12 protein-coding genes are annotated in these 14,123 nt (G+C 53.5%); 10 read left to right on the plus strand and 2 right to left on the minus strand.

The genetic code is table 11. The features are described 5' to 3' along the window. Window positions 1-15 precede the first annotated feature (15 nt). The 8 genes from R70331_RS06365 (at window position 16) to R70331_RS06395 (ending at window position 7,956) form a co-directional block, all read left to right on the plus strand. Window positions 16-945, plus strand: coding sequence for an ABC transporter permease (locus tag R70331_RS06365; RefSeq protein ID WP_042173840.1), 930 nt, complete (start codon window positions 16-18; stop codon window positions 943-945). A gap of 164 nt (window positions 946-1,109) precedes the next feature. Further along, on the plus strand, window positions 1,110-1,643 hold the full coding sequence (gene uraD / locus R70331_RS06370) for a 2-oxo-4-hydroxy-4-carboxy-5-ureidoimidazoline decarboxylase (RefSeq protein ID WP_042173842.1): 534 nt from the start codon (window positions 1,110-1,112) through the stop codon (window positions 1,641-1,643). Continuing rightward, entirely contained in the window at window positions 1,640-2,023 is a 384-nt protein-coding gene (gene uraH / locus R70331_RS06375; RefSeq protein ID WP_042173844.1) for a hydroxyisourate hydrolase, read from the plus strand. Before uraD ends, uraH begins: the two co-directional genes overlap by 4 nt. Before the next feature lie 37 nt (window positions 2,024-2,060). After that, window positions 2,061-3,455 (plus strand): allantoinase, encoded by a 1,395-nt coding sequence (locus R70331_RS06380; protein ID WP_042173846.1) that lies wholly within the window; start codon window positions 2,061-2,063, stop codon window positions 3,453-3,455. After that, window positions 3,452-4,738 (plus strand): Zn-dependent hydrolase, encoded by a 1,287-nt coding sequence (locus R70331_RS06385; protein ID WP_042173848.1) that lies wholly within the window; start codon window positions 3,452-3,454, stop codon window positions 4,736-4,738. Before R70331_RS06380 ends, R70331_RS06385 begins: the two co-directional genes overlap by 4 nt. A 21-nt stretch (window positions 4,739-4,759) precedes the next feature. Further along, entirely contained in the window at window positions 4,760-5,992 is a 1,233-nt protein-coding gene (locus tag R70331_RS06390; RefSeq protein ID WP_042173850.1) for a pyridoxal-phosphate-dependent aminotransferase family protein, read from the plus strand. Continuing rightward, window positions 5,973-6,107 carry a hypothetical protein gene (locus R70331_RS32285; RefSeq protein WP_269322284.1) on the plus strand — a complete coding sequence of 45 codons (135 nt, stop codon included), beginning with the start codon at window positions 5,973-5,975 and terminating at the stop codon, window positions 6,105-6,107. The genes R70331_RS06390 and R70331_RS32285 overlap by 20 nt, the downstream gene beginning before the upstream one ends. Before the next feature lie 43 nt (window positions 6,108-6,150). Further along, entirely contained in the window at window positions 6,151-7,956 is a 1,806-nt protein-coding gene (locus R70331_RS06395; RefSeq protein ID WP_442950567.1) for an adenine deaminase, read from the plus strand. 301 nt (window positions 7,957-8,257) lie between these two features. Here R70331_RS06395 and R70331_RS06400 read toward each other — a convergent pair whose 3' ends face one another. Beyond that, window positions 8,258-9,274 carry a serine hydrolase domain-containing protein gene (locus R70331_RS06400; protein WP_081947492.1) on the minus strand — a complete coding sequence of 339 codons (1,017 nt, stop codon included), beginning with the start codon at window positions 9,272-9,274 and terminating at the stop codon, window positions 8,258-8,260. A 278-nt stretch (window positions 9,275-9,552) separates the two neighbouring features. On the opposite strand from R70331_RS06400, the gene R70331_RS06405 reads away from it, so the two are divergent. Further along, complete coding sequence (locus R70331_RS06405) at window positions 9,553-10,005, plus strand: IDEAL domain-containing protein (protein WP_042173854.1); 453 nt, start codon at window positions 9,553-9,555, stop codon at window positions 10,003-10,005. 123 nt (window positions 10,006-10,128) lie between these two features. Here the strand turns inward: R70331_RS06405 and hemH are convergent, their stop codons facing one another. Further along, entirely contained in the window at window positions 10,129-11,169 is a 1,041-nt protein-coding gene (gene hemH, locus R70331_RS06410; protein WP_042173856.1) for a ferrochelatase, read from the minus strand. Window positions 11,170-11,665: 496 nt separating this feature from the next. On the opposite strand from hemH, the gene R70331_RS06415 reads away from it, so the two are divergent. Continuing rightward, complete coding sequence (locus R70331_RS06415) at window positions 11,666-13,963, plus strand: FMN-binding protein (RefSeq protein ID WP_042173858.1); 2,298 nt, start codon at window positions 11,666-11,668, stop codon at window positions 13,961-13,963. Window positions 13,964-14,123 lie beyond the last annotated feature (160 nt).

Genomic DNA, 14,123 nt, shown 5'->3' on the forward strand with positions numbered 1-14,123 from the left:
GAAGGGAGTTAGACTATGGATTTCACTACACAGTTATTGATCGCGGCCATTTCCGCCGGGACTCCGCTGCTGCTGGCTACACTTGGCGGTATTCTGACCGAGCGTGCGGGCATCATCCAGCTTGGTGCAGAGGGGCTGATGCTGATGGGGGCCGTGAGCACCTGTATCGTCTATATCAACAGCGGTAATCTGCTGCTGGCCTTGCTCGCAGCTATTGCTGTGACCGCACTGCTTGGTCTGGTTCATTCGTTCCTCTGTGTGACACTGAGAGCCAACCAGACGATGTCAGGACTGGCAATGACGCTGTTCGGGAGCGGACTGAGCGCCTATCTCGGTAAGTCGATCAGCGGCCTGCCGCTGCCGGGAACTTCTCCCAAGCTTAACTTGAGCTGGCTGGAAGGGATTCCGGTCATCGGGGATATTTTCGGACGGCTGGATTATCTGACCTGGTTCAGTCTGCTGCTGGTGCTGGTGCTGCATCTGCTGATTCACCATACCTCCTGGGGGCTGCATCTGCGGGCTGTGGGGGATAATCCGGCAACAGCGGATGTTATGGGTATCCGGGTACAGCTGATCCGCTATAGCTATGTTACTGCCGGTGCTGCACTGATCGGCCTGGCAGGAGCAGATATGGTGCTGGCCTATGCGCCGACCTGGAATGAAGGCCTGACGGCCGGCCGCGGCTGGATTGCCGTCGGACTTGTGATCTTTGCCAGATGGAATCCGCTGCGTGCCCTCTTCTGTGCATACTTCTTCGGGGCACTGGATTCACTCGGCTTCCGCATCCAGCTGCTTGGCAGCGGTATCCCGTCCTATTTCCTTAAAATGATCCCGTATATTGTCACGATTCTGGTGCTGATGTATCTTGGCTACCGCAACCGCAACAAGCCTTCGGGCACTCCGGAATCACTGGGTACGCCTTACATCCGCGAGCAGCGATTCTGACAAAAGAGGCTTTTGTCTAATTATCTGTTATAATCACTAAAATCCATTTATTGTAGTTCAAACTTCTGGCCGGTTGAATACAGTAAATGGACTTTTTTTACCCTTGAAGCTATATGAGAAATATCATTGCGCTGCTAATAAAACTATGGAAAGCGGGCGGGAGCATGAGTGCAGAAACAGATATCTTAACATTGGAGCAAATTAACGGCATGAACCGGACGCAGTTTGTGGAGGCGCTCGGCGGAATTTTTGAACATTCACCCTGGGTTGCTGAGGAGGCTTACGCCTTTCTCCCGGTCCGTTCTGCGGAGGAGCTGCACCGTGTAATGCTGCAGACGGCACGCAGTGCGCCGCGCAGTCAGGTTGATGAGCTGCTGAGAGCCCATCCGGATCTGGCGACCAGGCTGCAGGTAACCCCGCTGTCGGCGGCGGAGCAGCAGGGTGCGGGTCTTGACCGGCTGACGGCAGAGGAATTCGAACGGCTTACCGGGCTGAATGCAGCCTACACGGAGAAGTTCGGTTTTCCGTTTATTTTGGCCGTAAGGGGCAAAAACAAGGATGATATTATAGAAGCCATCTCTGAGCGGGTGCATCATCCGCTGGAGCAGGAGCGGGAGCAGGCACTTGAGGAAATCGGCCGGATTACCGGCTTCCGGCTGCATGATCTGCTGCCGGAAGCCGGGGGGACGGCAGGATGAGCGGGCGGCTGACCACTCATGTACTGGATCTGGTGCGCGGCGTACCTGCCGCCGGAATGACCCTTCAGCTGCGGAAGCTTGACGGCGGAGCGGGTGAGCTGCTGCGTGAAGCAGTGACGAACAGCGACGGCCGGCTGGATGCCCCGCTGCTGGCCGGCGGCGAGCTGGAAGCCGGCAGCTACGAGCTGCTGTTTTGGGCCGGGGATTATTTCCGCAGAGCAGCACAGGCTGCGGATGGAGCCGGAGGGACTGCGGCAGAGCCCGATGAGTTTTTTCTCGAACAGATTCCGATTCGATTTACGATTACGAACCCGGCGGAGCATTATCATGTTCCGCTGCTTGTAGCACCCGGAGGGTACAGCACGTACCGGGGAAGCTGACATAATAATTAGAACCGACGGCGGAGGTGACCGGATCATGAAGGAATCATATGAGCTTATCATCAGGAACGGGAATGTTGTGCTGCCCGGAGAAGTAGTCAAGGGGGATGTTGCAGTAAAGGACGGGAAAATAGCTGCAGTAGGCGGGAGTCTTCCGGCTCTTCCGGACACCCGGGTCATCGACGCAGAGGGGCTGTATGTTCTGCCGGGCATGATTGATATGCATGTCCACTTCAATGAGCCGTCCTTTGGACATTGGGAAGGCTTCCGCAGCGGCTCGGCGGCGCTGGCTGCCGGGGGCTGCACCTGCTATGCGGATATGCCGCTTAACGGCAATCCGCCTACGGTAAATCTGGCTGCGCTCCAGCTCAAGGCCGAAGCGGCAGCCGGGAACTCCGCTGTTGATTATGTGCTGTGGGGCGGACTTGTTCCCGGCAATCTGGAGGAGCTGGAGGAGCTGGCTGCCGCCGGAGTTACCGGCTTCAAAGCATTCATCTCCAATCCCGGCGGTGAAGGGGAAGGGCGCTTCCGTGAGGTGGATGATGATACCCTGTATCAGGGAATGCAGCGGATTGCTGCCTTTGGGGGGATTCTGGCACTGCATGCGGAGAGTGAGGAGATGACAGCAACGCTGTCTGCCGACGCAGTACGCCGCGGGCGGACCGGTGCGCGGGACTTCGCCGCCTCCCGTCCGGCGAAGGCTGAGCTTGAAGCAGTGGCGAGAGCGCTGCTGTACAGTGAGCGTACGGGCTGCCGGCTGCACTTTGTGCATATCAGCACGGCGGCAGCGATTGATATGATCCATGAAGCGAAGCTGCGCGGGCTCGATGTATCGGCGGAGACCTGCCCGCATTATCTGGTTCTGAATGAGAACAGTCTGGAGGAGCTGGGTGCGCTGGCTAAATGCGCACCGCCGCTGCGCAGTCCCGGAGAGCAGGAGAAGCTGTGGCAGGTGCTGGCTGACGGGCGCATTGAGCTGATTGCCTCTGACCATTCCCCGTGCCCGCCGGAGCTGAAGCTTGATCCGGGCCTTAGCTTCTTTGAAGCCTGGGGCGGTATCTCCGGGGCGCAGAGCAGCCTGGAGCTCATGTTCCATGAAGGTGTGAATAAGCGCGGCCTGCCGGTTACACAGATTGCGGCGCTGCTGGCGGAGCAGCCGGCCCGGCGGTTCGGGCTGGATCACCGCAAGGGTTCAATTGCTACGGGACTGGATGCTGATCTGGTGCTGCTGGACCCTGACTGTTCCTACACGCTCAAGGCGGAAGATCTCCTGTACCGCCATAAGTACAGTCCTTATGCGGGTATGACTTTGTCCTGTAAAGTCAAAGCAACCCTTAGCCGCGGGTCCGTGGTATACACTGCAGAGGACGGACTGCTTGCTGAAGACGGCGGTGAATGGCTGCGTGTCAACGAAGGGCGGTTCTCCCGATGAGTGCGCCGGTTATTAACGTTCCGGCGGAACAGATGATGGAGCTGCTGGAGGAGCTTGCCGCCTTCAGTGCTCCGGGGCCGGGGGTATCCCGTCTCCTCTACACCCCGGAATGGCTGCAGGCACAGCGGTTTCTGCAGGAGAGAATGGCTGCGCTCGGGATGGGGGTCAGGACGGACGGAGTCGGTAATGTCTACGGAAGGTTTACAGGCTCGCAGCCGGCCGCTAAAGTCATCTTAACAGGCTCTCATATTGATACCGTGCTGAACGGCGGACATTATGACGGTGCCTATGGGATTGCTGCTGCTGTTACTGCGCTCCACTACCTGATACAGAACTTCGGACAGCCGCTGCGGACGATAGAGGCCGTTGCCTTTTGCGAGGAGGAAGGCAGCCGCTTTCCGCTTGCCTATTGGGGCTCGGGCAATGTGACCGGGCTGTATGACGGAAGTGAAGCAGAGCGGTGTGCTGACTCTGCGGGAGTGACAATCGCTTCAGCTATGGCGGGCTGCGGATTGGCGTGCAGGCCGGAAGACCGCGGGGCTGCAGCCGCAGCTGGTTATGCAGGAGGGGGGACGCCTCTCAGAGAGGATATCGGGGCATTTGTTGAACTTCATATCGAGCAGGGTATTGTGCTGGAGCAAGCAGCGCTGGATATCGGGATCGTAGAAGCAATCGCCGGACAGCGGCGGTATAGTGTAAAGGTTGCCGGCAGCACCAACCATGCCGGCACCACACCTATGGGACTGCGCCGCGATGCGCTTGCCGGAGCTGCGGAGATGCTGCTGGCAATGGAGCAGGCGGCAATTGCAGCCGGTGATCCGCTGGTAGCTACCTGCGGGAAGCTGGAGGCGGCACCGGGGACGCCAAATGTTATACCGGGTGAAGTGCAGTTTACACTCGATATCCGGCATAGCGAAGCTGAGGCGCTGGAGCACTTTTGTTCCTTCATTCTGGATGTGTTTGCAGGGCTTGCCGCGAAGCGTGGGCTTACCTTGCAGGTTACGGCTACTCTGGCTACATCTCCTGCGCCTATGGACACGGGATTAAATCAGCAGCTTGAGCATATAGCACGCCAGCAAGGAAGAAGCTTCCGTAGTATGGTGAGCGGAGCAGGCCATGATGCCCAGCTCTTTGCCCCTATATGTCCTACGGCAATGATCTTTGTGCCGAGCAGGGCGGGCATCAGCCACTCTCCGGAGGAGTATTCTTCACCGGAGGAGCTGGCTGCCGGTCTAAACCTGCTTACTGCCGCATTATATGAGCTTGCCTATAAAGAAAGCTGAACATCAGAGGGAGAGGTTTGCATGAAGCGGTATGAAGATTTGTCGCCGTCCTTGCGGTGTATTATGACCCCGGGGCCGGTTGAGGTTGATCCGCGTGTACTGCGGGCAATGTCTTTTCCGGTGCTGGGCCAGTTTGATCCCGAATTTACGGATATTATGAATGAGACGATGGAGATGCTGCGCGAGCTGTTTAAGACGGACAATAAATGGGCTTTTCCGGTTGACGGAACTTCCCGTTCCGGCATTGAAGCTGTAATGGTCAGTCTGATTGCACCGGGCGACCGGGTGCTTATTCCGATCTTTGGCAGGTTCGGCCATCTGCTGCATGAAATCGCGGAACGCTGCGGAGCCGAGGTGTATACGATAGAGAAAGAATGGGGCAGCGTATTTGAACCGGAGGAAGTGATCTCTGCACTCCGCAGCTTCAAGCCGGATGTAGTGGCTATTGTCCACGGTGAAACGTCTACGGGACGGATGCAGCCGCTGGCAGAGATCGGGCGGGCCTGCCGGGAGCAGGATGCACTGCTGATTGTCGATGCTGTGGCTACGATCGGCGGCGTGCCTGTAGAGACGGATGAATGGATGCTCGATGCCGTTATCGGCGGGACGCAGAAATGCTTGTCTATTCCTTCCGGAATGGCTCCGGTTACGTATAATGAACGGGCAGAAGCCAAGCTGCTGAAGCGTAAGCAGGTTGAGCGCGGGCTCCGGACTGGCGATTTCGAGGCAGGGGAGCTGCCGCCTGTGCGCAGCAATTATTTTGACTTAAGCATGCTTCAGGATTACTGGAGCCCCCAGCGGCTGAATCATCATACAGAGATGACCTCAATGCTCTATGCGCTGCGGGAGGGCCTGCGGCTGGTGCTGGAAGAAGGGCTTACGGCGCGGCATGAGAGGCATGCCCTGCATGAACAGGCGCTGATTACGGGACTTACGGCGATGGGGCTTACACTATATGGTGATCCGGATTGTAAGCTGACCGTGGTGGCCTGCGTGCAGATTCCCGATGGCATTGACGGAGAGTCTGTGCGTACCATGCTGCTTGATCATTTCGGGATTGAGATCGCCAGCTCATTTGGTCCGCTAAAAGGGAAAATTTGGCGTATCGGCACAATGGGGTTCAGCTGCCGTGAAAATAATGTGCTGCGTGTACTCGGAGCGCTTGAGGCAACACTTTTGCGGCATGGCTGCGATCTTTCCCCCGGACTTGGCGTCCAGGCGGCACTTGACGTATATGAGCCAAAAGGTAGATAATCTTCTGAACGGCAACTGGAGAAATACGATTATGATGCTTGCGGGCGGCCCGGCTAATCCGGACTGTCCCGGCTTCACCCAGGAAACGGCTAGCGTCCCGCGAGGGGCGGCATAGCCGTTTTTATTAAAATAGAAGCAAACCGGAGGGAGTGGAAGTCATGACATTCAAAAGAAAGCCTTTGGCGGATTGTGTGCCTGAGCTGGTGGCTACAGCACGCGGAGATCAGAAGGCATCGCTGGTGATCAGGGGAGGAAAGCTGGTCAATGTGGTTTCCGGTGAAATACTGGAGGGCATGTCTGTTGCGGTACAAGGGGGGCGCATTGCTTATGTCGGCAAGGATGTCTCACATACAATCGGCGGGAATACCCGGATTATCGAAGCGGCAGGCAAATACATCGCTCCCGGATTGCTTGACGGCCACTGCCATATTGAGAGTACACAGCTGACGGTGACGGAATTTGCCCGGGCAGTGCTGCCGCTGGGCACGACCGGCGGGTTCTTTGATGCACACGAAATTGCCAATGTATTCGGGCTGAAGGGCATTAAGCTGATGCTGGATGAGATGCGCGGCACGCCGCTTGCAGCCTACATGCAGGTAGCGTCTTGTGTACCGTCTGCAGGTGCTGAATTCGAAACAACCGGCGCTTCGCTGGGACCGGCTGAGATAGCAGAGGCCTACACCTGGGGAGAAGATGTTATTGCCCTCGGTGAGGTGATGAATTTCCCGGGTGTTGTCTACGGGGATGACAAAATGATCGGTGAAATCCAGGCGACGCTGCGCGCCGGACGATATGTTGACGGGCACTTCACCTGGCCATCCAGCGACTGGAGGCTTCCGGTCTATGCTGCTGCTGGCGTTACAGGTGACCATGAATGTGTAACGGCAGAGGATGTTATCGAACGAGTGCGGCTGGGAATGTACGCCAAAATGCGCCGCGGCTCCGCCTGGCATGATGTAGCCAAGACGATTGCTGCGCATACAGAGCACGGGCTTGACCCGCGCCGGATGATGCTCGTTACCGATGACCGGAGCTCGGAGTCGCTGCGGGATGAGGGACATATGGATTTTGTCGTAAGACATGCGATTTCCCAAGGGCTAAGGCCGGTTACCGCCTTCCAGATGGCGACGATTAACACTGCGGAACGCTTCGGGGTGGCCCGTGATATCGGTTCGATTACGCCGGGCTCCTGCGCGGATATTATTCTGCTGGACGGGAATCTGGCTGATGTGAACGTAGTGACGACCATTGCGGCCGGTGTAGTGGTGGCTGAGAACGGCATTATGACGGCTGAGCTTCCGGTCTATACCTATCCCGGGGAAGTACGCGCCTCTGTTCATCTGCAGCAGCTGCCGGTGCCTGAGGATTTCATCATCCATGCTCCGGTAGAGTCGGGCAGCCTGGCTACCCGGGTAATCAAGGTCATTGAGAACCATGTGGAGACGGAGGAACTGATCGTTCAGCTGCCTGTTGAGAACGGTGAGCTGCAGGTCGGCGGGAGCCTCTGCAAAATCGCCGTGTTCGAGCGGCATAAGGGGACCGGCAACAAATCCGTCGGTGTGGTTGAAGGAATCGGCTTCCATGAGCCTGCAGCGATTGCGATGACGGTAGCCCATGACAGCCACAATGTGCTGGTAATCGGTAACGACGATGCTCTGATGGCAAAAGCGGCAGCTGCCGTTGCAGAAGCCCAAGGCGGTGTGGCTGTAATAACGGCGGCAGGAACCACGTTATTCCCGCTGGCTATCGCCGGACTGATGTCCGCAGAGCCGTTCGAAGTGGCGGCGGCCCAGTCCGCGGCAATCAGCACGGCATTGTATGATGCAGGCTGCACGCTGAACTATGCTTTTATGACACTGTCCCTGCTGGCGCTTGCGGTCATCCCGACGCTGCGGATTTCCGATAAGGGGTTGGTGCGGATCTCACCGGAGGACGGTATCCAGCTGGTGCCGTTATTCTGCTGACCGGCTCCTGTAGAAATAACCCCATAGTATAGAAAATGCCTTCAGCCGGTTTCGGTCTGGAGGCATTTTTTTATAGCTTATTTTTATAACTTAAATATAGTTGGATTTTCGCTGCTTAATTTCGGTTTTTTGCGTTGTTTGCGACCATTAAGTGGAAAAATGCCATCTATTTCGGACCATTTAACGCGTGGAGGCAATTTTGGCGAAATTAGGTTGCGTTTTTCCACTTAGTTTCCTGTTAGAGGGGGTTTTAGGGAAATTAGGTGGAGATTTTCCACTTGGGTTATATTGAGATTCCTGTCTAACGAAACTCACCATATAATCGTTCAATAAACGCATAAGTCTCCGGCCAATCCAGGCTGGCCGCATTGCTGAGCAGAATCACACTGAACTGCTGTTCATAGAACCTTACAATAATACTCCGGAAGCCCGCGTCCCCGCCTGTATGCCAGATGGTTTTAGCGCCGCAGCGTTCCTGAATCATCCAGCCGTAGCTGTAGCCGCCCCAAAACTCGGTTAGCTGCTTGCCGGAAGAGTCCAGGCCGGGAGCGAATAGAGCGCGCTTTGCCTCCTCTCCCAGCAGCTGATTGCCGTACAACGCATCATCCCACTTTTTCATATCCTCTAAGGAAGAAAAGACATTGGCTGAACCGGTAGCCAGCGTATCCGTGTAGTTGCATTTCCAGTTCTCCCCGCATTTCTCATATCCGTAAGCACGGTTAAGAATAACCGGCTGTTCTTCATTGAAAACCGTGGTGTTCTCCATGCCGATGACCCCGAATATATATTGCTTCAGGTAGTCCCGTAAAGACAAGCCTGTTATCCGCTCGATAATCAGCGCCAGCAGCACATAGTTGGAGTTGGAATACTCAAATGCGCTGCCCGGTGTGAAGCGGAGCTGCTCCTGCTGTGTAAGTAAGCTGAGAATCTCGGCGTTGTCAGAGTGCAGGGCGTTCTGGCGCGCTTTTTGCCACAAAAGATCATTGTAATCTGTTAACCCTGCCGAGTGGTGGGCCAGCTCACAGACAGTAACCTCTCCCGCATAATGCCGCAGCTCCGGTATAAAACGGGTCAGCTTATCCTTGGCGCAAAGTTCGCCCCGTTCCATAAGCTGGAGGATAGCCATGCCGGTAAACGGCTTGGAGACAGAAGCCAGGTTAAAGACACTGTCCAATTGAAGAGGTATCCTATGTTCGCAGCTCGCAAGACCCAGGGTATCCTGATAGACTATTTTCCCTTTTAAGTTAGCGATCGCACCGATTCCGGGGCTAATGTCATTAAACGCTCTAAAAGAATCCTTGAGCCGCAATCTGTTCATTGTGCCGCCTCCATAATATTTTTACTAACAGTTATTTCCATGGAAAATGGCCCTTTCCCTGCATCAAACAGCTCTAATAGTTACATTTCTGTCATAAAGGCGATAATATTAACCGATTTATCACAATTTGAAACATTTTGTTGTCGAAAATAATAAAAAACATTAACAATCCTGCAGAAATGGACGATAATACTTTTAAATTAATTAAAATTGGTTTGAAATTGCTGACTACGAGACATATTGCTGTAAGTTTAAATATATGGAACGGGGTGTATGAGATGATCAGATTAGGAACACAGGACATTGTAAATATCACAATGAAGCAAATTGCCGGCATCTTCAAAATGGAGCCTGTTGAGCTCAGATTTGTTAACGATTTTCAGGGTGAGCAATATCTGCTGACCAATGATAAGCTGCATCTCAGCAACCAGCAGTACTGGGCAAAGGTTATGGATTGTGTGTTCGAAAATCATGTCAGACCGGTTCTGATGTGCGAGGTGCTGTATTTCCTCCGTAATGAGTTTATGGAGAGTGACATTAAGCTCAGATTCTCTTACGATTTTGCGGAAGGGGCAGAGGGTGCGGCAACAGCGACAGCAGAGATTAGCTTCAATGATACCCCTGATCTGCAGCCTGCCGAAATTGCTGAATTGATTGATTTAGCCTTGTCCATGCAGGATAAAGTGTGGTTCGAGGAATTGACTGCCAAATTCAAACAATTGACCGCTTAAGCCTGGCTATCTGTCTGAAATTAAGCCTAAAGTCTTGAAGATCTATTATCATAAGCCGCGTGCTCCTGTGCTGTAATGACGGAGGCCGCGGCTTTTTGTGTGGATTTTATCGGAGAAAAAGAATCAGTAAAGGTTCACAGACTCAGCTGCCGGCAGCCAGCCCCTGGCATTCTCCTCGACCATAGCGGCCAGAAAATCGAGCCATTCCGGGCTGTCGTTAAGGCAAGGGACAGCGAGGAAGCCTTCTGCGTCTCCGCCGCCTGAAGCATAGAATTCACGCCCCTCCACGGAAAGCTCATGCAGCGTCTCAAGACAGTCCGTCACCAGGCCCGGTGAAAAAATCATCGGCCTCCGGATTCCCCGTCCGGCCAGACCTTTCAGTACCTCTTCAGTGGAAGGGCCGACCCATTCCTCCCGGCCGAACCTTGACTGGAAGCTGATCTGCCAGCGGTCCGGTTCCCAGCCCATCGCCTCTGCCAGCAGGCGGGCAGTTTCATGGCACTGCTGAGGATAGGGATCACCTGTCTCGGCGTATCTGCGGGGTATTCCGTGAAAGGAAAGGACCGCGAAATCAGGTGCTGTATCTGATAGTGCAAGTTGTCTGAGCAAATGCTGCTTCATAGCTGATATATATCCCGGTGCATTATAATATGTATCTATAAAACGAAGGGCTGGAACGAAGCGTTTCGTTACCGGACCTGAGGCACTGTTTCTGCCAAGCGCGGCGAAGCAGGCGGCATCGTAGACAGATGCAGTAGTTGTAGAAGAGTATTGCGGGAATAAAGGGACGATTATAATCCGCTGTACTCCGGCAGTCTCAAGTGCCGCTACAGCCTGCTTCATTCCCGGTTCACTGTAGGCGAGCCCGAGCTCGACCCGGAAGCGGCTTCCCAGCAGCGTCTGCAGGGCATTCTTCTGGGCCTGCGAATGCAGAAGCAGAGGCGATCCGTCCTTGTGCCAGATGGAGCTGTAGAGCGCTGCGGACTTTCGCGGACGTACACGCAGAATGATACCCCGCAGCAGGGGCTGCCAGAGCAGTGGGGGATAATCAATGATCCGGCGGTCCGACAGGAATCTGCGCAGATAAGGGCGCACAGCCTTAGCGTCTGGCGCATCAGGTGTTCCGATTTGGGCGAGAATGACTCCGATTAACGGCTGGTTCATTGTGGCGTTTGCTCCTTTTTATAAACATGACATCGTTTAAAAATATCATATTTATCGTCAAGCATACAATACATAAAATCATTGGATTATCATAAGACGGAGGAAATGGGAGATTTTGAGAGTTAGTTGAAATATTTTTTTCATGTTAAGGTCAAATAGTGATGTTTCTTATAGGGTGTGTGATTTTATATACAGAGAAAGGAAGCCGGGATTTGTTACCATCAAGCCAGAAATCACCTCACTGAGGTTTTGAAAATTTATGTGAATTAATTCACCTTTTATGTGATTTTTTTCACCTTATGCATCCGGCAATAGCAGACAAAAGTAGCCAGCATCTAAAGACAGAGGAAACGGGTCATGAACGATTGGGAGAGGGGGGATGTTCTCTTATGAAGAAACAGGCTGTTCTTCGTAAGAAAGGACAGGTAGAGGATTGGCAGGAGGATCGTATTAAAAAGCTATATACTACTGGGGATTAGGTAAAGGAGAGCACGCCTTGAAAAAACTATTTTCTTTGACTATCAGCGCAGCCCTGCTGCTTGCGCCATTTGCTTACACTATTAATGCACCGGCTCTGAAGCTGACTGTGGATGCCGTATCGGCCGCTTCGGAGGAGGCACCGGCACCGGCAGCTACAGCTAAACCGGCTGCTAAACCAACTGCGAAGCCGACACCAAAGGCTACAGCTAAACCAACTGCTAAGCCAACGCCAAAAGCCACAGAAAAGCCTGCTGCAACACCAAAAGCGACAGTTAAACCTGCGGCAACTGCTAAGCCTGCTGCAACAGTAAAACCGGCAGCAACCGTAAAACCGGCAGCAACCGTAAAACCGGCAGCAAACGTAAAACCGGCAGCAACTGCTAAAGCAACATCAAAACCGGTTGCAACCGCTAAACCTGTAACCGTTAAAGAAAACGTATATAAAGACGGAGTCTATGTTGCTTACGGCAATGCTTACTCCAAGGGAACTGAAGGCGCTAAGGTTACCATCAAGGACGGTAAAATTGCTGATCTTGAACTGATGAGAACCAGTCCTAAGCTGATCGACCGCAATGTCCGCGACAACTACAGCGGCGTATGGGCTGCTTACAGCCTGATGAAGGATAAGCTGCTCGGCAAAACAAGAGACGGCGCAGCAGCAGTTGATGCCGTATCCGGCGCAACCCGCACCAGCAACGGCTGGAAGCTGTCGATTGACAGAGCATTTGCCAGAGCGCTTGAAGTGAAGCCTGCTGACGCTACATATTTTGCAGGTGACCACATGGGTATCGACCCTGAAGGCAAATACGCTGTATTTGCAAGCTATGATGAGAACAGCCTTACTGCAGTTAAGCTGTACCCGCTGACTGCTGCCGGTGATTTCGTAGACGAAAAAACCTACACTGCAGAGCAGACCGCTGCAATCGCAGCCATCACGCCTGCACTGCTGGCTAAGGGTTCCTCCGCACAGGCGGTTCCAGGCTATGAAGTGGAATCCAGAGCTGCAATCAACGCATTCTGGGATGCAGAGCAGAACGCTGTAATCAACAACACTTCTGCTTATGTTGACGGATTCTATTCTTCCTACGGTACAGCAAGAAGCGTAGGCGTAGAGAAGGCGGATATCGTAATCCGTAACGGCAAGCTGGTGGATGTTAAGCTGTACAGACTTGGCACCAACCTTATTGACAGAGGTGCAACTGCTTATGCTGAAGTGGTAAAAGCAAATGCCCCAATGACTGCTAAATTGCTTGCTAACGGCTCTTATATTGCTAATTACGATGAGAAGGTTGACGGTATCTCCGGTGCTACCGAAAGCAGCCACGGCTGGAATCAGGCTGTAGAAAGAGCATTCGATAAAGCACTTAAGGTCCCTTCCGAAGGACAATATTTCGACGGTAAATTTGCAGGTGTGGATAACCAGTCCAAAATCATGCTGCTGGTTGATATTGAAGCAGATGAAGTAACCGGCCTTACGCTGAGCCTGTTTGGCACTGACGGCAAGCTGATTGCAGACGCCAAACTGACTGCAGAGCAAAAAGCACTGGCAGACCAGCTGAAAGCAGGCCTGCTTGATAAAGGCACAGCACTTGCTGATGTTACAGGCCAGGAAGCTCTCTCCGCTGCAGCAAGAGCAGCACTGACAGATGCTCTGGTTAATGCATCCAAGGTACAAGGCGAATACAAAGACGGCACATTCACTGCATACGGTGATGCTTATGATAAAGGCACCAACAAAGCAGACGTTACCCTGCGTAACGGCAAGATCGTAAATGTAGTACTGTCCCGCGTGGGCATGAACATGGTAGACCTGGGCAAAGCCGCTTATGCAGAAGTGCAAAAAGCGATCCCGCAGCTGACAGCAAGCTTCCTTGCTGCCGGTACAAGAGAAGGCGTTCAGCAGGTTGATGCCGTATCCGGCGCAACAAGCAGCAGCAACGCACTGAAAGCGGCAGTAGACAGAGCTTATGGTAAAGCTGAAGTTGAAGAAGCGCACAAAGCAGCATACTTTAACGGTATTTTCATCGGTGCAAGCACTGATAAATCCGTAAACGTTATGGTTACTGTGAAGAACAATGTTCCTGTAGCAATGCTTGTGTACTATCTGGATGCTAACGGTAAAGTGAAGACTCCGGAATATCTGACAGCCGCCCAGCTTGCGGTGAAGAGTGAAATTGAGTCCACTTCGACCGGCAACAGCCTGCACAAATACGGTTACAAAGCAGCGGCATTCGGTGCTAACGATGCTGAAAAAGCCGTTTCTGCCAAAGCAGTAGAAGCTATCAAAGCGGCTCTTGAAGCAGCAGGCAAGTAAGCATTAACCAGTATAAGCAAGGGGTTGCCCTCAGCCGTGCAAATGGCGGGGGGCGGCCCCTTTTGGTGTATTATTCGGGTATATTATAGTAGACTTAATGTAACTGCGGCATATTTCAGTATGAGATTCGTATAGTAGTTAAAGGGATTTCACCGACAAT

The sequence above is a fragment of the Paenibacillus sp. FSL R7-0331 genome, from assembly GCF_000758645.1.
Taxonomy (GTDB): Bacteria; Bacillota; Bacilli; order Paenibacillales; family Paenibacillaceae; genus Paenibacillus_AQ; species Paenibacillus_AQ camerounensis.

Coding starts and splice junctions, on each gene's coding strand:
- R70331_RS06365 (WP_042173840.1), top strand. CDS start 16: ATGGATTTCACTACACAGTTATTGATCGCGGCCATTTCCGCCGGGACT.
- uraD (WP_042173842.1), top strand. CDS start 1,110: ATGAGTGCAGAAACAGATATCTTAACATTGGAGCAAATTAACGGCATG.
- uraH (WP_042173844.1), top strand. CDS start 1,640: ATGAGCGGGCGGCTGACCACTCATGTACTGGATCTGGTGCGCGGCGTA.
- R70331_RS06380 (WP_042173846.1), top strand. CDS start 2,061: ATGAAGGAATCATATGAGCTTATCATCAGGAACGGGAATGTTGTGCTG.
- R70331_RS06385 (WP_042173848.1), top strand. CDS start 3,452: ATGAGTGCGCCGGTTATTAACGTTCCGGCGGAACAGATGATGGAGCTG.
- R70331_RS06390 (WP_042173850.1), top strand. CDS start 4,760: ATGAAGCGGTATGAAGATTTGTCGCCGTCCTTGCGGTGTATTATGACC.
- R70331_RS32285 (WP_269322284.1), top strand. CDS start 5,973: ATGAGCCAAAAGGTAGATAATCTTCTGAACGGCAACTGGAGAAATACG.
- R70331_RS06395 (WP_442950567.1), top strand. CDS start 6,151: ATGACATTCAAAAGAAAGCCTTTGGCGGATTGTGTGCCTGAGCTGGTG.
- R70331_RS06400 (WP_081947492.1), bottom strand. CDS start 9,274: ATGAACAGATTGCGGCTCAAGGATTCTTTTAGAGCGTTTAATGACATT.
- R70331_RS06405 (WP_042173854.1), top strand. CDS start 9,553: ATGATCAGATTAGGAACACAGGACATTGTAAATATCACAATGAAGCAA.
- hemH (WP_042173856.1), bottom strand. CDS start 11,169: ATGAACCAGCCGTTAATCGGAGTCATTCTCGCCCAAATCGGAACACCT.